A 21,493-nucleotide genomic window follows, 5' to 3' on the forward strand; every position below is an offset into this window, starting at 1 on the left:
ACTATATGGAATAACAATCAATTTAAAAGAACAAGGAGCGTTTATGTACCAGGCACTAAGGAATGGGCTAGTGGCACTTGCTGTCGTATTTTCAGCATCAACGATGGCTGAAAATTACACTATCGGTACCGGTAGTCAGAGTGGTACTTATTATCCGCTGGGCGGTATGCTGGCCAAAATTTGGAGTGAGAATTTACCAGACTTCAACATGCGTGCGGAAGTGACCGCAGCCTCTGTTGAAAATACCATTAAAGTGTCGACTAACAAGCAACTCGTCGGAATTGCGCAGGGTAATGTGGTATTGCAGGCTTACGAAGGGACTGACCCGTTCCCGCGTAAGATGGACGTAGCGGTGTTGTTTGCTCTTTATCCAAATGCAGTGCAGTTCATTGTGCCAGCTGACTCTGATATCAAATCTATCACTGATCTAAAAGGCAAACGCGTTTCTCTCGGTGCTCCGGGCTCAGGTACGCGTGTAAGCGCTGTTAATATTCTCAATACGTTAGGTGTTTCTGAAGACGATATTAAAGCTCAGTCTCTTAACTACACCGCAACAACCAGTGCGATTGCTAACAACCAGATTGATGCGGGTATCATCGTTGGTAGTGTTGGTGTAGGCGCAATTACTGAACTGGCTCTGACTCGTGATATTCGCGTGTTGAGTTTCAGTGACGAAGAGCTTAATAAAATTGCTCAGGCCTATCCTTCCTATCTAGAACTTGATGTACCGGCTGATGCGTACAACAAGGTACCTGCGTTTAAGGTACCAGCGGTCTGGAATGTTTTGGTTGTGAATAAAAACATGAGCGAAGATATGGCTTATCAACTAACCAAAACGACTTTCGACCACATCGAGGACATTCGTCAGGTGCTGGGTGTTACTAAGTTCACCACTATCGAGAATATGACCAAGTTAGAAGGCGCGCCACTGCATCCTGGTGCGGCGAAATACCTGCAGGAACAAACAAAGTAGATCGTTTAAAGTTACATGGAGTAAGCGATGAGTGAGATTCATCCGAGTAACCAGAAAATTACAGACGTGATACTTTCGATAGCCGCCGTTGCGGCTATCGCTTTATCTGTCTTTCAAGTCTGGCAGGGAATTGTCGCCACCCTGTCTGCACCAGTATTTCGCCCGATTCATGTTAGCTGGGTGCTAGCCATTGCTTTTTTGGTCTATCCGACTTTCAAAGCCAGAAGCTCGTTTCCGTTGTATCTGACAGGTCGAATCATCGATTTCATTCTTGTCGCCTTAACTTGTTGGGCGTCGGTGATCATTGCCAGGTTTGATTATGACGACATCAGTTTTTTGCTCGACGGTTTAGGTTCGGTTGAACAAACTGCCGGCGTCGTCTTAATCGTGATGTTGCTTGAAGCTACCAGGCGAACCGTCGGGTTAGTAATGGTAGTGATTGCTGCGGTATTCTTGGCTTATGCCATGTTCGGGGATGTGTTACCGGATAATATTGCGAGTAAAGGTTTTTCCGCGGAAGAGATTGTGCGCTTTCATATCTATTCCACTAACGGGGTTTACGGAGCACCACTGGCAATTGCTGCGGGCGTAGTCTTTATCTTTGTTTTGTTCGGAGCATTCTTGCAGGTAACAGGGGCGGGTCAGTTCTTTATAGATATGGCGTTTGCGCTGGCAGGTAAGTACCGTGGCGGTCCGGCGAAAGCGAGTGTTGTTGCTTCAGCTGCACTTGGTTCTATTTCCGGCTCGGCGATTGCTAACACCGTGACTACAGGTGCACTGACGATACCAATGATGAAAAAGCTCGGCTATAAGCCTGAGCAGGCTGCCGGTATCGAAGCCGCTGCTTCAACAGGTGGGCAAATCATGCCTCCGGTTATGGGGGCAGGGGCGTTTGTTATGGCGCAATTTACTGGGATTCCATACAGCGACATTTTATTGGTCTCGATTGCTCCGGCGATTTTGTATTTTGCCTGCACTCTGCTTTATGTTCACTTGATGGCCTGTAAACTTGGCTTGCAGGGAATGACCATAACTGAGCAAATATCTAAAGTGCTGAAAGACGGCTGGCATTATCTGGTTCCGCTGATTTTAATCACGGCACTTTTGATGATGAGTTATTCTCCGGTGCTTGTTGGTGTGATTGGGTGTGTGGCGATACTGCTTGCTGCGATGACGCGTAAACACAGCCGTATTTCGGTGAAGCTGTTTATTGAAGGTCTGCGTGAAGGTGCGTTTCTCGCCATTCCTATCTCAGTCGCTTGTGCAACAGCCGGTATTGTCGTCGGTGTGGTTGGTCAGACGGGCATCGGGCTTCAGTTTACCCAGTTCCTTATCGCAATGTCAGGTGGCCACTTGTGGTCGGCATTAGCTTTAATCGCCGTTGCCGCAGTGGTACTCGGAATGGGACTGCCTGTAACGGCAGCCTATATCGTGTTATCCATTATGGCGGTTCCAGCGCTAATGGAATTTGGGCTTGGGCTACTAACCGCGCACATGATCGTGTTCTGGCTATCGCAAACGTCAAACGTAACCCCACCTATTGCATTAGCGGCGTTTGCAGGAGCAGGAATTGCGAATGCGTCACCGATGCGCTCAGCAGTGCAGGCCTTTAAACTCGCACAGGGCTTTTTCCTTATTCCGGCCATGATGGCCTTTTCTGGCTTGATCTGGATAGATGGCGAACCGATGCATTTTGTGATTGGCGTGATTTCGACTATAAGCCTATTTGTCGCATTTGCTGGTGGCATAGAGGGACGTTTGTTCTCTCCATTACAGCAGTGGCAGCGCGCAGTGTTACTTGTGATGGCATTAGGTGTGTTATTTATGTCTGATATCTACCGACTGGTTGCTTTAGTGGTGATAGTTGCGGTATGCCTGCTTAACTATCGTCAACCAGATAAGTCTGCTTCACAAGCTTGATGATGAGTCAATTAGGATAAAGTCCCATAGTAGATTAAACGAAAAAACGGCCTTTGATTGAAGGCCGTTTTTGTTTCTGATTGGGGATGGGGAAACAGAGCTTTCTATTAAACTTCAATAGGAAGATGATGGCTCGAACCCCACTCAGTCCACGATCCGTCATAGACAGACACATTGCGTTGCCCCAATTGGTGTGCCGCCAACAATAAGATACAAGCGGTGACTCCGGAACCACAGCTGAAAATTAAGGGTTTATCTTCGTGTATTGTTAGTTCTCGGAATACTTGTTCCAGTTCAGAAATCGGTTTGATGTGTCCATCAGCCATAAGCTCTTGAAACGGTAGGCAGATTGAGTTTGGAATGTGTCCGCTGCGAAGACCAGCTCGCGGCTCGGGAACTTCTCCTAAGAAGCGAGCGATAGAGCGCGCATCGAGAATATTGGCGCTTTGGCCAATTGCATGATCGAGTACGGTCTGCGCATCTAAGAAGGCATGTCTAGACAAAGTACCGGAAAATGAGCCTTGTTGGGTGGGTGTACTCAGTGTGTCGACAACAGGTAAATTTGCCGCTATCCATGCAGGCAAACCACCGTTAAGGACTCGAACATTATTGTGTCCCATCGCTTTGAACATCCACCAGGCTCTCGGAGAGGCCAGGGTTCCTGAGTTATCGTAAACCACAACCAAGTCGTCTTTGTGCAGTCCCAGGTTTTGTGCACTGCGATTAAATCCTTCTTCTGTCGGCATCATGTGCGGAAGAGGACTGTCTGGCAGACAAAAGTCATTGTCGTAATCAAAACGCAGAGAGCCGGGAATCCATGTATCTGTGATTTTCTCTCCCTCTGACGGGATCTGAAAGCTTATGCTGGCGTCCAGAATTTTCACGTTCGGCTCTCTTAACAGAGCACTTAGTTCATCGACGTTAATCAATGTATTCATCGTTAAGTCCTTTTATTTAGTGACATTGCCTGTTTTCTGATTAGCTACATACCGGACAGGTTGGCATCTTCATCAAATTCATTTCACGCCATGACATACTGAGCGCATCAAGAATCAGGATTTTGCCTTTTTTCGGCTGACCATAATTCGCAATGACTTTGATTGCTTCCATCGCTTGTACCGCACCCACAATTCCGACCACAGGAGCCATTACTCCGGCCTCGACACAGCTTAATGCCTCACTGCCAAACAACGCACTTAAACACTGGTAACACGGCTGTTCCGGGTCATCATAAGTGAAGACGCTAATTTGCCCCTCCATACGAATGGCTGCACCAGATACCAGCGGTGTTTTTGTCTCAAAACACAATCGGTTGAGTTGATTGCGCGTCTCAACGTTGTCCGAAGCGTCCACAACGAGGGTATGTTGCTCGATAAGGGCTTTCAGCTCTGCATCATCAAGGCGCGTCGCAATTGTCGTTACTTCGGTATACGGATTAAGCTCACGCAAAGAATCAGCGGCGGATTCGACTTTTTTACGGCCGATGTCTGCATCATGGTGTAATACCTGACGCTGAAGATTGGAAAGCTCAACAATGTCATCATCAATCAATGTGAGCTTACCAACGCCGGCAGTTGCAAGGTACTGACTCGATGCACAGCCCAAACCGCCCGCGCCGAGAATTAAAACCGAGCTTTGCTTAAGCGCCTCCTGTCCATCAAAATCAAACTGACGAAGAATGATCTGACGGTTGTAGCGCAGCATTTCTTGATCAGACAGAATATCCACGGCGCGTTCCTAGTAAAGTGTCGAGTTGAATAGTTGGATGTTGACGGTTTCGCCAATTTCAACACGGCCACGTTCTCGTTCCAATACCACAAAGCAGTTCGCTAAACTCATCGAACGAAATGCGCCTGAGCTTTGGTTGCCAGTGGTTTCGACAACGAATTTACCATCTTCAAGTGAGTAGATACCGCGCTGGTAATCTGCACGCCCCGGCACTTTCTTGAAAGCCGTCTTTGTCACTGCAGGAATAGATTCAGGCTCTTGCCATTCCGTATGACCGGCTAATTTCGCCAGCATCGGCTGAACCAGCACGTACATTGTCATCATTGCAGAAACCGGATTACCAGGCAGACCGCAGAACCACGCTGTTGAAAGCTTACCAAAAGCGAATGGTTTTCCAGGCTTAATCGCCAGTTTCCAGAAGCCGATTTCGCCAAGCTCTTCCAGAATGTCTTTCGTGTAGTCAGCTTCACCTACGCTCACACCACCTGATGTCACAACCACATCAGCTAGCGTTTGCGCTTGCTCGAAGGTTGCTTTCAGTGCATTCGGGCAGTCAGGGACGATGCCTAAGTCTACAGGTTCACAACCGAAGTTTTCGATAAGCGGTTTAATACCGTAACGGTTGCTGTCATAAATCTGACCTTCTTGCAGCTTTTCTCCAAGTGGCTTAAGTTCGTCGCCGGTAGAGAAAAATGCCACTTTTGGCTTGCGTACCACAGTCACGTGGCTAACACCTAGTGAAGCAATCATAGGAATGTCACGAGGGGTTAAACGTGCGCCTTTAGCCAATACGATGTCACCCTGCTTAATGTCATCTCCTGTTGGGCGAATGTTGTTTTGTGGCTCTACGTCTGTTTGGTTAAACTTGACTCCGGCGTCAATCACTTCGGTATTTTCCTGCATGATGACCGCATCGCACCCTTCAGGAATCTTTGCACCAGTCATGATACGGACACACGTACCTTGCTCCCATTCACCTTCAAACGGCTGACCTGCGAATGATTTACCGGCCAGTGGCAGAACAGAGGATGACTCCAGGTCTTTTATACGGATCGCGTAACCGTCCATTGCTGAGTTATCGAAAGGCGGTACATGGATTGGAGACAATATGTCTTCAGCAAGTACAAAGCCCAACGCTTCAGCAAGCGGGAGAGAAAGTGTGGTTTGGATCGGTTTGATTCGCGATAGCATTTTTTCCATCGCTTCTTCAATTGGCATCAAGCCAGGTGCGTCGCAGCAGCCCATTGAGTTAATCCTATGTTCTTATGTTTGTAGAAACTTTATCATAAAAGAGTCATTGATATACCCACACCGTAAAATTACCTTTAAACCTTGTGAATCAGTCATCTTGGCGTCATTTGGGTATGGGAATATCCTCCTATAAAATATGGGTGTAATTATTCAAAATTCCGAGTATCCTTGTCACCCATCCAAAAGGGGTAAAAACCTTGTGGATCTAGAGTAAAGCGCTCAGTGATTTATGATATTTGTCTTTGTGAATGAAGCATTTAACTGAGTTAATGAAACGCTAACGGAATGAAATCTACAATTTTTCATGACGTGAGCGGTAGTTATAAAGAGGAAGTGTAATGTCAGGTCTTAGCGAGTCAGCGAAGTTAGTAAAAGAAGCGCTAGAGCAACGCGGATTAGAAACGCCTATGCGTCCTAATAACGTTAGCCGTGAAGAGAAAAAGGAAAAGATCGAGTACCACATGCGTGAGATCTTAGGCCTGCTTCAGCTTGACTTAACAGATGACAGTCTTGAAGAAACGCCGCACCGCATTGCAAAAATGTATGTAGACGAAATTTTCTCTGGTCTGGATTACTCTAACTTCCCGAAAATCACTGTCATAAGAAAACAAGATGAACGTGAGTGAATGGTACGTGTGAAAGACATCACCGTGACCAGCACTTGTGAACACCACCTTGTCACGATTGATGGTAAAGCTGCCGTCGCTTACATTCCGCGTGGAAAAATCATCGGCTTGTCGAAAATCAACCGCATTGTTCGCTTCTTTGCTCAGCGTCCACAGGTTCAAGAGCGCATGACGCAACAGATTCTGATTGCTCTGCAAACATTGCTGGAGTCGGATGATGTCGCAGTAACGATTGATGCAACGCACTACTGCGTAAAATCACGTGGTGTCATGGATGCAACCAGTGAAACAACGACAACAGCTTTGGGTGGTATCTTCAAGAGCAACCCGGCAACTCGCGCCGAATTTCTGCATGGTTTACGATAAAAAGAATTGAATATGAAGGATGGCCAAGGCCATCCTTTTTTATGCATGATATATCTGTCGCAACAAAAAATATTTGTACCATTCTGTGTTGACAGTCACAAAAGATACTCTTAGTATATGCGCCCAATGAATGGCTACAGTTTGTAATCATTTGTTTTAAAAGAAGTATCCCCTCAAATTCAGCTGATCTCGGTCAGTTGTGTTTCTATTTTTCTAATAATAGGAAGACAACAAAATTGAGACTTGGCATGACGACACAAAGCACCATCAGTACAAATCCTCTATCTGCTCCGAGTACAGATACCAGTTGGCAAAAGAAAGCGATGTTAAGCGTCGCGTTTTTGATGGCAACCACATCCGTAGGTCCCGGTTTCCTTACCCAAACTGCAGTTTTCACTAATATCTACAAAGTGGATATGGCATTCCCTGTATTGGCCTCCATTTTTATCACCTTTGGTATTGTGATGAACCTTTGGCGTATTGTTGGCGTTTCTGGCATGCGTATCCAAGATATCGCGAACAAAGTTGCACCGGGTATGGGGTACGCTGTTGGTGTCCTGCTTGCCCTTGGCGCGGTCGCATTTAACTTTGGTAACGTTAGTGGTGCGGCATTGGGTATCAATGTACTGACGGGTGTGGATACAACTTGGGGAGCACTGTTTACAGGCATGGTTGGCTGCTTGTTGTTTGTGGTTCACAACGCATCTAAGCGAATGGATCAAATGGCGCGTTACCTCGGGTTGTTTATGATCATATTGATTGCGTATGTGGCAATGACGAGTCTGCCCCCGATGGGAGAAACTTTGACCGCAGCATTAATGCCTTCTGAGGTGAGCAGTCTTCTGCTACCGACGCTGACTATCGTTGGTGGTGCGGTAGGCGGTTATTATACCGGTGCACAACGTCTGGTTGATATTGGTCTGAAGGGTAAAGAAAACATCCCGTCAATCAAGAAAACAGCGTGGGCAGGAATCTCAATCGCTGTGGTCATCCGTATTCTGCTTTTCTTGGCGGTGTTTGGTGTTATTGCCACGGGCGCAACGTTGGATGCTTCTAATCCGGCAGCAGATGCTTTCCGCCAGGGGGCTGGTGAGTTGGGTTACTTTATTTTTGGCTTGGTGCTGTTTGTTGCCTCTATCACTTCCGTAGTGGGTAACTCTTACATGGCAATATCACTCATTAAGACGCTGTTCCCAGTGGTTGCACGCAATGAAAAAGCATGGTGTGTCGGTTTTATCATCATAACTTCGCTAGGTACAGTCACAATGAATATGCCGATCCTCCTGTTGATGCTCGCAGGTCTGGTTAACAGCATCATTCTTCCAATCGTATTAGGAACAGTTCTCGTAGCAACAAAGAAAAAAGAGATCGTGGGTGATTATCAGCATCCGAAGTATCTCACGTTGACTGGTATCGCGATCGTGGTCGTGATGGCTGGAGCGAGTTTGACTAATATCGGTAACTTTATGGCGAAGTTTGCCGGGTAGTGAAATTTGTTGATTCGATAAAAAACGGCCTCATTGGAGGCGTTTTTTATGCTTGCTTAGAGTGCGATCTGACAACCTCCGGCCAGTACATTTTTACATATCCTGCCGATACCCAAACCACTAAGAAGGTCGCGATGCTGAGCTCTAAAAAGCCAAAGTCGTGCAGCCAGTTCCACCGGGGATGTGATTCAGCGAAGAACGTGGTTAATCGGTGCATTGCGATAGCACTGATGACGGACGGAAACGTTACCGCGGCAATCGAAGGCTGAAACTTCAAACGTAACAGACGGAAATAGCACAGGTAGATGAGCAATGTCATCGTGATAGCGATACCTGATAAAGCTCCGGTCAGAATAGGATCTGGCTCGGGAAAGTTAACCAGATAGGCGGCGAGCGATAAGTTTACAGGTGCCGCCATTATGGCAAGAGTTGGTCGGGCTCTTCTTGGCAGAGAGCCGAAGAATACTAATCGATATAAGACAAGTGGCAACATAAAGAAATAGATGCCAATACACATGAGCGCAAGGGTTTGAGAGAATAGGTTGTGTCCGAACTGAGAGCCTGCTAATGAACTGCTGATTAATCCCACTGGATACAGAAACCAGCTTGGGACTATATTCGACATCTTGAAGTTTCTTAGCTGGAAGCTGAAAAACAGCACCATCATAGAAAAATGAAGCAAAAGCGCAAGAAACCACAGTGGATGAGCAATAAGAGGCGCGACGGTAGCAAGGTAATCGGTGAGGATTAGTAATGCCATGCTCATCGGTGCCATTAAACTGCCGCTCAACGGATGTCGGATATCAGCCATGAATAAACGTGGGCTGGTCGCGTACTTTAGTAGTACTGGGGTCAGCAATAATGCGCCGAGTAACGAGAGAAATGGTCGTATTGGCTCTCCAATAGCGGGGACATACAACGCCCAAGCCTGGCCTAATCCAATAATACCCAATGCCAACGCAGCCTGAGAGGGCGGGACACTATAAAACTGTACAAGTCTTCTCCAGTTCAAATCTACTCCGAAATGATTTTACCCGAACGAAATGATAATACTAATTGTGGCTTTATGAGGCGCGAATACTAGCAAGTTTTAACAGCAGTTACTCTTAAAGCAGGCGAGGAATGATTAAAGAATAGCAACTTTGTGAGTTTGGTATCGAATATTTGGGAAAAGATGTAAAAGTAGAGGCTTAACCGCTCCAAACAACCTGAATAATAACAAGATTGTTTGGAACATTGAATTAGACTATCCATTTTAACTTGTTTGATTCTCAGGAAGATCTTGCTGACGCAGTTTTTCGTTTTTGATTGTTCGACGAAGTAATTGGCTGTATATCGGCTGGCCGCCCAGCATTTGAGCAATAATTACCGCACCCAGACAAGTAATGATCAACGGCAGGATTAAATAGTAGTTATTGGTCATCTCTATCACGAGCAGGATCCCAGTGATTGGCGCGCGAACAGTCGCGGCGAATAAAGCCCCCATTCCCGCTATAGCAAACATGCCTGGTTCGATATCAAGTACAGGCAATAATAGTTCCGCACTCGCCCCAAATGCATAACCAAACAGAGTTCCTAAAGCGAGCATTGGAGCAAAAATACCACCAGGTGCGCCCGAGCCGAAGCAAAGCAGAGTCGTTACTACACGTCCAACGAACAACATCACTAACAGTGAAATAGAGTAATTCCCGTTAGTCACATCAGGTATAAGGGTTATCCCGCCCCCAGTTAATTGCGGGACGTATAAAAGCAGTAAACCGAACACCCCGCCTAAAATGGAGCCTGTTATGAGGTAGCGCTTGCGGTCGTTTTTGTGAATGGCGACAAAACTGTCCTGAGCGACAGTGATGAGCTTATTGAAAAGAACGCCGAATACACCAAATAGGGCACCCAGTAACAGAAACAACCAAAGTGATTGTAGCGCTGGTGGCTGATACTGAGGCATGGTTATTACGGCATCTTGGCCATTAATACTGCGAAATACAATGTTTGCCATGATGGCAGAGATGATCACCGCACGAATGGAGATCAAAGAGTAGCGGAACTGAGGCCGCATTTCCTCAACGACAAACATGATACCGGCTAACGGCGCGTTAAACGCTGCTGCTAAACCGCCCGCGGCTCCGGAAGCGAGCAGTGAATGACGAGCGTCGTCATCCTTTACGCGAAATATGTCTGTGACCATTCGGCCAACAGCACCGCCCATCTGTACTGTTGGACCTTCTCGCCCTAAAACCATACCGGAGCCAAGAGCACCCATACCACCGAAAAACTTAACAGGAAGCACTCTCCACCAACGAACAGGGCGAATATTGTCCATGGCTCCTTCTATTTCGGGAATCCCAGAGCCAGCCGCCTCTGGTGCGAAGCGGTGAACAAGAAAATATCCGATAAAAGCCAGCAGAGCACTGATTAACACCGCAGCCAGCCACAGAGGCAGGGCGCTGCCGATTTCACCTCTTAACCATTCAGTTCGGGTTTCAGAAACAAAGTGAACAGCAAGCTCAAAGTAGGTACCAACTATACCCGCGACTACTCCTACGATGGCAGCCATAACTAGAACAGATACCGGTGTTGACCCTCGAGAGATAAACTGGTTAATCGCATCTTTGGGTACGTGCGCTAACACAGACTTCACAATTCTCTCTCGTTTGGTCATTAAAAATCTCCGGTATTTAATCGCATGCGGGACGTAAAGTATACGCTTGGAAGAGTCTAGACCTAATCAGTAAAGTTGCAATTTAGCTTTGCACAAATATTGGGTTGAAGGATTCAGGAAAATACGCCTTCGAGTGATGTACTATCAGATGCGTAATTGTTGCTACTTTTTTACTGGTAGAACTTGTTTTCTGAGAAAAATGAACCATGCTTTAAGTGTAAAGCAACATGACTGCTTCAGAAGGAGGGACGTGAAGTTTTACTCACAATTTGGATGGAATCAAACCCTACAGTAATTCCTCGTTTTTAGTTTGGGATGCATCAACAGACTTCCCGATTCGCACACTCACGATTGAGTAACGAGGTAGAGGCGCACGCAACTGTGCGCCTTCTTAATGGGCGCTAATAAATTGTATTTCCTTCTTGCTAATTTTCTGTCTCAGGTTATTGTCGTAGCCACCTGTTTCTGACGTCTACACATATGATGCCCCTGTACTTACGATATATACTGCCTGTTTGTTTTGCTGTGTTTTCAAGTGCTGTATTTGCGCTGGATAATTGGTGGCAAACGGTATTGTCTGAACAACCTTACCCGAAGATTCAGAACGCGGTAGAGAGTGGGGGAAACTGGTATCATTGTGAGACAGATTTGAGTGGTTCCGACCCATCTGCTAAAGCTCTGTGCTTAGATGATTTTCATTACTATCATCAGCACCTGTACGGTGAAGTCACCTTAGGTGATGACATCGCTCATTTCGTCTTTTTAAGCCAATACCAGTGGCAAAACTGGAACGACTTGATCCTCAACCTAAGAAAAGATGGATTCGTCATGCGCCGCCTGCAGTTCGATGATGCTGAATATGATGTGCTGAATTCGCTAAAACAGAAATCTGCAGAAGCCGTAGATAAGGAAGTTATCTTAATGATGAACCGTTATCCGCCTGAAGCAAGACGAATAACAGAGTGGGTAAGGCCAAATGAGTTTGATTCAATTTCACCTAGCCTTAAAGTGATGCTCGAAAGTGACGGGGATATCATCAAAATGCACGTTACTCGCTTTTAGCTTCATGATCGCTTTTATTTTCATGATGCAAAGAGAGGAACGTTGCCATTGCGGATTCATCTAAAAATCCATCAGCCTTTTTATGCGAGCGAAGATACTGATAGCCTGCTATCAGTTTGCGGTGCAGATCTTCACTCTCCTCAGACAGCGGATTATTCATCACATACTGAAAAGAGAGTTTATAGGCTTCCATATCGACTACTTCTGCGCGGCGATAAAGGTAACCGCAACCGGTCGCTAGCCATTCAAGAGAACAGTTGGCTCGCATCGCAATTTGATTGGCTTTTGTCAGGCTCGGCTCACTGCCTTTTAAGTATTTTCTAATTAACGCTTCTGATACATCAACTCGTCGCGCAAAGCCGCTGATGCTTTCTTCGCCGATTAAAGTAGACAAACGTTGGGCAAAAGACATATTTCGTACTCCAGTTCGAATTGCGGGAGTTTACCCGTTGAGACCGTGCGAAAACAAGACTAGGATGAAAGCAGATCAAATAAAGGAGAGAACCCATGGTGGCAAAAGTTGTAACTGCACCGAGTGGCCCGGAATTTTCAGAACTGGTTCAAGGATATTGGCGTGCAGCAGATTGGGGAATGACGGCGCAAGAGCGTTTAACATTCCTTAAGCAACATATCGAACTAGGTATTACGACGGTAGACCATGCAGACATCTATGGTAATTACGAATGTGAATCGCTGTTTGGTGAGGCGTTAAAGCTGGATAACAGTGTTCGCGAGCAAATCCAGATCGTAACCAAGTGCGATATCAACTTGTGTGGGGATAAAACCCCGGAGCGTAAAATTAACCATTACGACACGAGTGCGGCGCACATTTATCAATCAGTGAACAACTCTCTTGAGCGTTTAAATGTTGATGAAATCGACGTCCTGCTTATCCACCGTCCAGATGTATTAATGGACGCTGATGAAGTTGCGGAAGCTTTCTCTGAGTTACATAAGGTAGGTAAGGTCAAACATTTCGGTGTGTCGAACTTTACGCCACGTCAGTTTGAGTTGCTGCAGTCACGAATGAATAAACCACTTGTGACAAACCAGGTCGAGATCAACCCGCTTAACTTTGAAGTCGCGCACGATGGCACATTAGATCAGTTACAAATGCTGCGTGTTCGCCCTATGGCGTGGTCTTGCTTAGGTGGCGGATCTATTTTCAGTGGCGACAGTGAACAAGCAGTTCGCGTACGTAATGAGCTGGAAGCGATTCGAGTGGAAGTAGGTGCAAGCAGTATTGATCAAGTGATCTATGCTTGGGTCCGTCGACTGCCATCTCAGCCAATTCCAATTATTGGTTCCGGTAAAATTGAGCGTGTTCAAACCGCTGTTGATGCACTGAGCATCGAGCTGACTCGTGAGCAATGGTACCGAGTTTGGGTCGCGTCTAAAGGCCACGGTGTGCCATAGAACCTGAACTAACATAAGAAATTGTACTAAGCACCCTTTTACTCAGCCAGTAAAAGGGTGCTTTTTTGTTTTGACGCACTTTTTAACCACGTCATTTATACAGAGCCGACCATAACGGGGTTATTCACATATACTTATTATGTGAACTTCTCTACGCAGAATATGGTTATGGACTTTAATCTTGCTTTAAAACTGTATACAGCAGAACAAGTTAAAAATGGTGAAGTTAGCGCCGCACAGATAGCGGGTGTCTCAATGTTTGGTCTGATGCAACGCGCAGGTATGGCGGTGTATGAACGTTTTCTTCATCTTTATCCGAGAGCTAAAAATGTCTTAGTTGTATGTGGTAAAGGAAACAATGGCGGTGATGGCTATATTTTTGCCACTTTGGCCAAGCAAGCACAGCTCAAAGTCAGTGTGTTCCAGTTTGGGGATACTTCGTCGCTTACCGGCGATGCCCTATGTGCTTACGAGGGTTGGCAAGCTGTTGGTGGTCAGAATAGCAGTTGGGATAACTGGAACACCGCGCTGCTCGAGGCGGAAGTCATCATTGATGCCATGCTGGGAACCGGTTTAAGTGGTGAAGTACGAAGTGAGTACCGCCGCTGTATTGAGCAAATTAACCAAATACATTGTCCGGTAATCGCAGTTGATATTCCTTCCGGATTAAGTGCTAACACTGGCGCTGTACTCGGTGCTGCGATATGTGCAAATCACACTGTGACTTTTATCGGTGTCAAGCAAGGTCTGTGTACCGCGCGAGCGAGAGACCACGTTGGTGAACTGCATTATTTTGGTTTGGGCGTGAATGTAGAGTTTGACTCTGTCGAGGAAGAGAGTGCACTGGGCATCGATCACCAAGTGATCCGGCGACTGTTACCTCCACAACAACCGACAGCGCATAAAGGTGATAACGGTAAATTGTTGTGCGTCGGAGGCAATCTCGGTATGTCCGGGGCGATTCGTTTTTCCTCTTCAGCTGCGGCGCGCACTGGTTCTGGTTTGACTGCGGGAATTACACATCCTGATAGTTTGATAGCACTGCAAGTTGCTTGTCCTGAAGTCATGAGTCAAAGCATTACCGCTGATGAGTTACGAGATACAGAGAATGAACTGACTAGGCGCATCCGATGGGCAGACGCATTAGTTTTTGGACCCGGATTTGGAGATGATGAATGGGCTTATCAGGCATATCAGTATTTGTCACAGCAAGACAAACCGAAAGTCGTTGATGCTGATGGGTTAAATATATTGGCAATGCTCAGCCAGCGCAGTAGTGAAACCTTTGTATGTGACAATAAACGTGTGATTACACCGCATCCGGGTGAAGCTGCTCGTCTGTTAAATGTCACCACGCAGGAAGTCGAACGCGATCGCTATTCTGCCGCAAGGCAGTTACAAGAGCGTTTTGGTGGAGTTGTGGTGCTGAAAGGGGCGGGCACACTAATTTACGATGGCGCACGAATGTATGTCTGCCTCGCTGGTAATCCTGGGATGGCAAGCGGAGGAATGGGGGACGTGTTGTCTGGTGTGATTGGTGCTTTGCTGGCTAAAGGTATACCGATTGCTATCGCAGCCAGATTAGGCGTGATGATCCATAGTCATGCAGCTGATCTTAACGCGACTCAAAATGGAGAGCGCGGATTGTTGGCAAGTGATGTTGTCAGCACACTTCGGTGTGTGTTGAACCCTTAAAAATTTGAAAAATTTTCATTTTGGAGTGGGTGTCAGGGCTTCAAAAGGAAGTGCTGTGCACAAATTTGAGAACTGGAGCGTTTGAATTTTAACCATCTCGCGCAAAGGTTTGCGCAATCGACAAAGATAACTGCGTTATTAACTTGTTGAATTTGTTGGGTTATAAAATAACTTAATGGTTTGGAAGGTGTTTTTGATATGCGATTATCAAGATGGTAACACAAAAAAATTTTAAATATCAGACTTGTAGGAAATAAATCACAACCTATAATGCTGAAAACCGGAGCGTCTGCCAACGCTCCGGTTTTTTTGTGTCCGAAGAACAGTGAACTCGTCTGCCAACGATTTCACTACGCACTCTGAAACGACACATATACATATGAATCAAGGAATTACACAATGCGTATCGAACAAGAACTTAAGTTAGGTTTTAAAGATGTACTGTTTCGCCCGAAACGTTCTACCCTTAAGAGCCGTTCTCAAGTAAATTTAACCCGCGAGTTTACATTCAAGCATAGTGGTCGTCAATGGTCTGGTGTGCCAGTAATTGCAGCGAATATGGATTCGGTTGGTAGCTTTGAAATGGCCGCAGCGTTGGCTGAACATGGTGTAATGACCGCTGTCCATAAACACTACACAGTAGAAGACTGGGCAGAGTTCGCTAAATCGGCGAACAAAACCACGCTAAACAACGTGATGGTGTCGACAGGTACGTCTGATGCAGACTTCCAAAAAACCAAAGACATCATGGCACTTTCTGATGAGTTCATCTTTATCTGTGTTGATATCGCGAACGGTTACTCAGAACACTTAGTCGAGTATGTAGAGCGTGTACGCGCGGCGTTCCCGGATAAAGTCATTTCTGCGGGTAACGTCGTGACGGGCGATATGTGTGAAGAGCTGATTCTTGCTGGCGCCGATATTGTTAAAGTGGGTATTGGCCCTGGTTCAGTATGTACGACTCGTGTTAAAACAGGTGTGGGCTATCCGCAGCTTTCTGCAATCATCGAATGTGGTGATGCGGCACACGGCCTTGGTGGCGTGATCATCGGTGACGGTGGTTGTTCATGTGCCGGAGATGTGGCTAAAGCGTTCGGTGGCGGTGCAGATTTCGTGATGCTTGGCGGTATGCTGGCTGGTCACGAAGAGTCAGGTGGTGAAGTCATCGAAAAAGATGGTGAAACCTTCATGAAGTTCTATGGCATGTCTTCTAAGAGTGCAATGGATAAGCACTCTGGCGGTGTCGCAGGCTACCGCGCTGCAGAGGGTAAAACGGTACTATTGCCATACCGTGGAAGTGTTCACGGAACTATCCAGGATATCCTTGGCGGTGTTCGTTCAACGTGTACCTATGTAGGTGCAGCAAAGCTTAAAGAGCTAACTAAGCGCACGACGTTCATCCGTGTACAAGAGCAAGAGAACAACGTGTTCGGTAAAGAGTAAGCCGACAGAATAATTAAAATCGAATAATTGAGAGCCGCATTATGCGGCTCTTTTTTTTGCCTGAATTTTGTGGACAACGATGAGTTGTAAATAAATCGTGGACGGATTTAACGATACGGCTCTGATGTATTGTCCACTAAAACACAGAGGTGCCCGAAATCATTTGGAGTGAAAACACTCTTTAATTTCTCTCGTACGTATTTTCTTTCAAAAATCACTCGCGAAAGATCAACGCATCTTTACGTCATGTTAAATTTTTGTTCAATAAGTGAGATTTTTGTTGTTCTTTTACTAATGTCTAATGTTCCTACCGATAGCAATAAAGGCTTAATAAGCTCAAATCAAAATTAGCCCCATACCTCTTTCTAGTATGGCCTCGATGTTTGATGTGGATGTTTGGCTAGATACCTATTCAGCTTTCTTGTTTTCATGAACGAATCAAATCCATTTTTCTTCATTTATGAAATCAATAAAGGTTCTCGGTAGCACCTAGGATGTATTGGTCGAAGGTCAGGACACCAAGCGAAACTCAGTTGACAGAGTTCAACTTCGAAACATAACAAAGGAAAACTCAATGTCTGGCACAGGTAAGACCTTTTACAGGGATATGCGCAAAAAACCGCATGAATTTCAAAACCGAGAAGACTTTCTTAACCATGATTTAACCATCATGAGCTTTCGTCGCTGGGGTATTCATTTGCCATCACGTGATTACAGTATTGAAATCGAAGACTGGGTACCCGCATTAGCGGCAACCATTGGTAAAGTGGTTATGGTAACCGCCATGGTTTCTGCCTTTGCCGCTCAGTTTGGTTTATCTCCGGAGTTCGTTGCGGAAAACGTGCGTTACGAACTGCTTATTGCGGGCGCACTGTTCGTTATCCTGTTTTCTGCAATTCTAAACCCGAACGCAAACTTAGCCGGTACCCACGGTCCAATGATACCGCTGATTCCAATGATTGCAGCAGCAGGTGGGCATCCACTGGCTCTCGGCTTGATGGTATGTGCGTTTGGTTTAATTCTCGCTTTTACTAAAGGTGGTTCTAAACTCATGACCCTGACTGGAATTGGAGTTCGAGGTGGGTTGCTGATCTACCTCGGCGCAGTGGGGTTGATCGGACAGATTAATAAGACTGAGGCGTGGGCTGCAAGTACGGACCAAGGTTATATCTCGTTTGTAGTCATTGGCCTAACGGTTATGGTTTATGCCTACTTAGCCAAGATAAACAAACGTTGGCTGGCTATCCCACTGTGTTCTGCATTAGCGGGTATTGTCGCTTATGTGATGGGCGCTGAGTTTGCTTTTACCACTGAGCCAGGGCTGCCTAATTTCAGTCCGTCCTACTGGTGGGGTGAAAATACTGGCTGGCAACTAGGCTGGCCAACCCTGGAGCACTTTATTGCCGTGACTCCGTTTGCTCTACTCGCCGTTGCTATGTGGTCTCCTGACTACCTCGGTCATCGTGTTTTTCAAGAACTTAACTACCCGAAAGAAGCGAAAGGCGTCCTAATGGATGTCGACGACACTATGGTCGGAGCGTCTGTTCGTCAGGGAGTTGGCTCACTATTAGGTGGTGGTAACCTAGCTTCTTCTTGGGGTACGTATATGATTCCTGCCGCAATTGCCAAACGTCCTATTCCGGGCGGCGCGCTGTTAACTGGTTTAATGTGTATTGCCGCGGCAGTAATTGGTTATCCAATGGATCTAGCGATGTGGGAGCCTGTTTTACGCGTTGCGCTGATTGTCGGTGTATTCTTACCACTTCTTGAAGCGGGTATGCAGATGATCCATAAGCACAAAGATTCACTCAGTGCAGGTATCTGTATTTTTGCCTGTGCATTCGTTAACCCAGTTTTTGGTTGGGCAATAACCATGCTGCTGGATAACCTCGGACTTATTGGCGATCATGAGCGTGCAAACGAGCTATCAAGAAAAGACAAATACCTGATTCCTGGTGTTGCTTTTATCGTTTGTGCTGGTTCCCTTGCCGTCGTGGGTCAGTTGCCGGGTATTCCTGCTCTGATCGGTTAATCGAATCTTGCTCTATAGGCATAGATGGTCACCAACTATGCCTCTTCTCATTCCTGTTCCTTTGTGACTCAGTGCTGAAATTTATTCACATCCTGTCAATGCGAGTTTACGAAGATAATGGTGCTTAGAAATTGGAACAAAAATGCCCGCTAGATCAAATAACTATTGGGCATCGAAAATTACGACTTAGCGAGTGAGTGCATTACTCGTAGTCAGAAGCGTATGTATCTTCGTAAGAGTGTGAGTAAAACTCGAATAGGTTACCAAACGGGTCTTCTAGATAAACCATTTGCGCTTGTTTAGAGTCATCTTCTGGGTGGTAGCGCATGATGTCCATGCGAACCTTACCACCAAACTCTTCAACTCGCTTGATTGCTGATTCAAACTGCTCTTTTGGTAGCTGTAGACAGAAGTGGAAAATACCTAGGCGTGAGAAGTCAACGTTATGACGCTCTTCACGGTCGACCATTTCGAACAGCTCTACACCGATACCGTCAGTTGTTACCAGGTGAGCGATGTTGAAGCCTTTAAAGCCCTCACCAAATACCGCAATACACATACGGCCGATTGCAGATTCGCGTTCCTCGAGAACTTTAGTGTTGTTCATTACAACGCGAAGGCCTAGCGCTTTAGTGTAGAACTCTACCGCTTTGTCCATATCGCCAACCATGATACCAACGTGATTCATTTTCATAACTATCTCCAAAAGCTGATTTGATTATTTGTTTCGTGTCTCGTTTCGATGTGGAGAAGTATAGGCATGAGGCTATGAAACATGAAATTATCGATAATTATAAAAATAATAATATAAATTTATTGAAAGGTGCATCTAGCTCTTGTGCAAACAAGTCTAAGTTGGACTTACTTATGTCTAATCTTGAGTTGGCTGCCGTGGCTGACAACACTTCATGCAGCTAATTGGTCGCTTCCCCCTGAGTAATTGAAAATTAAATTAGTTTGATGATTAATATGAGGAAATACTAATTGAAAGCCGAATAGCGCTCTATACTGATGGTATCGGTGCGCTGTTAGCGGCTTCTCTTTCTCTCTTTATGGCATTGAACTTATGTCGCGAAGGAATGAGAAATCCCATCGAATTCTTTACTCATTAATAAGAATATGAGGAATAAAGGGGAACCAGAAGTGAGTATTTCAAATGAAAACCTAGAAAAAGTCTTAGAGAAGGCGTTCAGTACTTCACTGATAAAATTTTCTGTCATTACGCTTATTGTGATTGTCTGTTGGTGGGCGTTTTCACCATTTCTTCCTATCTTACTCTGGGCGCTTGTGCTGGCTATTGCGCTTTATCCCCTCGCACTCAGAATTGAGGAGAAACTTGGTTTGAGTACTGCCCGAACAGCGACATTGGTAGCGGTTGTAGGTGTACTCGTTCTTGGAGTGCCTACTGCTGTGGTCGGTAACTCATTCGCCAACAAAACTTTGAGTACCATAGAGTCTTATCGTGACGGAACTTTAGTTGTATCCAAACCTGCTGACAGTGTGAAAGACTGGCCATTAGTGGGGGAGCAGGTATACGTAGCCTGGGATGAAGCGGCTGATGACCTGACAAATTTTGTCGAGAAGCGTCAACCGCAGATAAAAAGTATAGTGAGCTGGTTCGTTAATAGTGCTACCGGCATGGCAAAAAGCGTACTCATGTTGATTGGCGCGGTCATTATTGCAGGGATAATGCTTGCTTGGGCAAAACCTGCTGCAAAGTCCTTACGAAAGATCTTCATCAGCTTTACTGACGAGGTTAAAGGTTCAGAGCTTCATGCTCTCACCACCGCAACGATCAGACAGGTCGCTATCGGCATAATCGGGATCGCATTCTTAACCGCAATTATATTTGGTGCAGTGGTCGCTTTGTCAGGAGTTCCAGCCGCGGCATTGTTTACGTTGTTGGCGTTGGTTTTCGCGATTGTACAGCTTCCTGTTACGGTCATTGCTCTTATCCCTATCGCAATTTTGTGGTCGGGTGATGGTGGAACCGTACACAATGTGATCTTCACTGTATTACTGCTTGCCGCGAGTCTGGTAGACAACTTTTTGAAACCAATCATTCTTGGAAGAGGATTAGCGGTACCCATGCCAATCATACTCATCGGTGCCGTCGGCGGTATGATATCGGGCGGCATACTTGGTATGTTTGTCGGCGCAGCTTTCCTCGCAGCAGGCTATCAGGTCTTTATGCAGTGGGTAGATTCAGAAACCCAACATGTTGAAGAAGTAATAGAAAGCGCAGAAATGAAAAATAGTGAGCCTAAAGAGTGAAAACTTAAGCGGGTTGCATACTGAGGAAGTGCTCACATTGTTAACGGTATTAGGGGTTAGTGTCGACAGTCGAGCGATGAACCTTATATATCGTTTTAAGTCTCTTTTAATACTCCTAGCTGACGCGCTTGATCCAAAGTTATGTGGTTAGATATCAGATTGTGAAGTGCGGCTTCCGAAAGTTGCAGGACTGGCGCACTGTCACTTGGAGGGGGCACATGAACTTCAATCGAATTATCTTTCTCACTGATACGTGACCATAACTGACGGTCAACTATGTAAACATAAGAACCTGAAGAGAGCTCTGGGTGGGCCTTAACCATTAAAGTTAGCCACCAACTGGTTCTGCGTAGTCCTGCTTTACCGTCAATGACCTCAAGAGGCTGCATCGACTTAGAACGAATTGCTAATTGAGTGGCAATCGATACATCCAATGCTCCGGGGTAGCTTTCGCTAAATGGGTTTTTAAACAACCCATCGTAAGAGCAAGCCCAGCTATTTGGGCTTGCTAAAGCGATAATGCCAGAAGCAATGCATGTTATTACACGCTTCGTCATGAGT

17 protein-coding genes and 1 pseudogene are annotated in these 21,493 nt (G+C 45.9%); 10 read left to right on the top strand and 8 right to left on the bottom strand.

Annotated features, from left to right (window positions below; all coding sequences use genetic code 11):
* Positions 1-43 precede the first annotated feature (43 nt).
* Both KHN79_RS16050 and KHN79_RS16055 read left to right on the top strand, forming a co-directional pair.
* The gene (locus KHN79_RS16050) at positions 44-973 is read left to right on the top strand and encodes a TAXI family TRAP transporter solute-binding subunit (RefSeq protein WP_182010677.1); all 930 of its coding nucleotides are present in this window, start codon (positions 44-46) and stop codon (positions 971-973) included.
* A gap of 27 nt (positions 974-1,000) precedes the next feature.
* Positions 1,001-2,893 (top strand): TRAP transporter fused permease subunit, encoded by a 1,893-nt coding sequence (locus KHN79_RS16055; RefSeq protein ID WP_182010676.1) that lies wholly within the window; start codon positions 1,001-1,003, stop codon positions 2,891-2,893.
* Positions 2,894-3,000: 107 nt separating this feature from the next.
* On the opposite strand, the gene KHN79_RS16060 is transcribed toward KHN79_RS16055, so the two are convergent.
* The 3 genes from KHN79_RS16060 to moeA are packed head-to-tail and all read right to left on the bottom strand — an operon-like array spanning position 3,001 to position 5,866.
* The gene (locus tag KHN79_RS16060; protein ID WP_182010675.1) at positions 3,001-3,831 is read right to left on the bottom strand and encodes a sulfurtransferase; all 831 of its coding nucleotides are present in this window, start codon (positions 3,829-3,831) and stop codon (positions 3,001-3,003) included.
* Between the two features lie 40 nt (positions 3,832-3,871).
* Positions 3,872-4,621: a molybdopterin-synthase adenylyltransferase MoeB gene (gene moeB / locus KHN79_RS16065; protein WP_182010674.1), complete on the bottom strand. Its 750-nt coding sequence runs from the start codon at positions 4,619-4,621 to the stop codon at positions 3,872-3,874.
* Between the two features lie 9 nt (positions 4,622-4,630).
* Positions 4,631-5,866: a molybdopterin molybdotransferase MoeA gene (gene moeA, locus KHN79_RS16070; protein WP_182010673.1), complete on the bottom strand. Its 1,236-nt coding sequence runs from the start codon at positions 5,864-5,866 to the stop codon at positions 4,631-4,633.
* 344 nt (positions 5,867-6,210) lie between these two features.
* Between moeA and folE the strand changes: the two are divergent.
* Both folE and KHN79_RS16080 read left to right on the top strand, forming a co-directional pair.
* Positions 6,211-6,864: pseudogene (gene folE / locus KHN79_RS16075) on the top strand (GTP cyclohydrolase I FolE).
* 248 nt (positions 6,865-7,112) lie between these two features.
* Positions 7,113-8,351, top strand: coding sequence for an NRAMP family divalent metal transporter (locus tag KHN79_RS16080; RefSeq protein ID WP_182010672.1), 1,239 nt, complete (start codon positions 7,113-7,115; stop codon positions 8,349-8,351).
* A 46-nt stretch (positions 8,352-8,397) separates the two neighbouring features.
* Here the strand turns inward: KHN79_RS16080 and KHN79_RS16085 are convergent, their stop codons facing one another.
* Together KHN79_RS16085 and clcA are read right to left on the bottom strand one after the other, a co-directional pair.
* Complete coding sequence (locus KHN79_RS16085; RefSeq protein WP_182010671.1) at positions 8,398-9,363, bottom strand: TDT family transporter; 966 nt, start codon at positions 9,361-9,363, stop codon at positions 8,398-8,400.
* A 243-nt stretch (positions 9,364-9,606) separates the two neighbouring features.
* The gene (gene clcA / locus KHN79_RS16090; protein WP_182010670.1) at positions 9,607-11,010 is read right to left on the bottom strand and encodes a H(+)/Cl(-) exchange transporter ClcA; all 1,404 of its coding nucleotides are present in this window, start codon (positions 11,008-11,010) and stop codon (positions 9,607-9,609) included.
* A 525-nt stretch (positions 11,011-11,535) separates the two neighbouring features.
* Between clcA and KHN79_RS16095 the strand changes: the two genes are divergently transcribed.
* A complete protein-coding gene (locus tag KHN79_RS16095) occupies positions 11,536-12,072 on the top strand; it encodes a hypothetical protein (protein WP_244812739.1) in 537 nt (178 codons plus the stop codon).
* Here KHN79_RS16095 and KHN79_RS16100 read toward each other — a convergent pair.
* Positions 12,059-12,484: a helix-turn-helix transcriptional regulator gene (locus KHN79_RS16100; protein WP_182010669.1), complete on the bottom strand. Its 426-nt coding sequence runs from the start codon at positions 12,482-12,484 to the stop codon at positions 12,059-12,061. The two genes, KHN79_RS16095 and KHN79_RS16100, sit on opposite strands and share 14 nt — an antisense overlap.
* Positions 12,485-12,579: 95 nt before the next feature.
* Here KHN79_RS16100 and KHN79_RS16105 point away from each other — a divergent pair, with 95 nt between their 5' ends.
* The 4 genes from KHN79_RS16105 (at position 12,580) to KHN79_RS16120 (ending at position 18,658) form a co-directional block, all read left to right on the top strand.
* Positions 12,580-13,488, top strand: coding sequence for an aldo/keto reductase family oxidoreductase (locus tag KHN79_RS16105; RefSeq protein WP_182010668.1), 909 nt, complete (start codon positions 12,580-12,582; stop codon positions 13,486-13,488).
* 168 nt (positions 13,489-13,656) lie between these two features.
* Entirely contained in the window at positions 13,657-15,183 is a 1,527-nt protein-coding gene (locus KHN79_RS16110) for an NAD(P)H-hydrate dehydratase (RefSeq protein ID WP_182010667.1), read from the top strand.
* A gap of 399 nt (positions 15,184-15,582) precedes the next feature.
* Positions 15,583-16,626 (top strand): GMP reductase, encoded by a 1,044-nt coding sequence (locus KHN79_RS16115; RefSeq protein ID WP_182010666.1) that lies wholly within the window; start codon positions 15,583-15,585, stop codon positions 16,624-16,626.
* Between the two features lie 574 nt (positions 16,627-17,200).
* Positions 17,201-18,658 carry a DUF3360 domain-containing protein gene (locus KHN79_RS16120; RefSeq protein ID WP_182010665.1) on the top strand — a complete coding sequence of 486 codons (1,458 nt, stop codon included), beginning with the start codon at positions 17,201-17,203 and terminating at the stop codon, positions 18,656-18,658.
* Positions 18,659-18,860: 202 nt separating this feature from the next.
* On the opposite strand, the gene KHN79_RS16125 is transcribed toward KHN79_RS16120, so the two are convergent.
* On the bottom strand, positions 18,861-19,352 hold the full coding sequence (locus tag KHN79_RS16125; RefSeq protein ID WP_182010664.1) for a VOC family protein: 492 nt from the start codon (positions 19,350-19,352) through the stop codon (positions 18,861-18,863).
* Between the two features lie 449 nt (positions 19,353-19,801).
* On the opposite strand from KHN79_RS16125, the gene KHN79_RS16130 reads away from it, so the two are divergent.
* Positions 19,802-20,932, top strand: coding sequence for an AI-2E family transporter (locus KHN79_RS16130; RefSeq protein WP_182010663.1), 1,131 nt, complete (start codon positions 19,802-19,804; stop codon positions 20,930-20,932).
* A gap of 95 nt (positions 20,933-21,027) precedes the next feature.
* Here KHN79_RS16130 and KHN79_RS16135 read toward each other — a convergent pair whose 3' ends face one another.
* Positions 21,028-21,489 (bottom strand): hypothetical protein, encoded by a 462-nt coding sequence (locus KHN79_RS16135; protein ID WP_182010662.1) that lies wholly within the window; start codon positions 21,487-21,489, stop codon positions 21,028-21,030.
* Between the last annotated feature and the right edge of the window lie 4 nt (positions 21,490-21,493).

Source organism: Vibrio sp. B1FLJ16 (genome assembly GCF_905175385.1).
Taxonomy (GTDB): domain Bacteria; phylum Pseudomonadota; class Gammaproteobacteria; order Enterobacterales; family Vibrionaceae; genus Vibrio.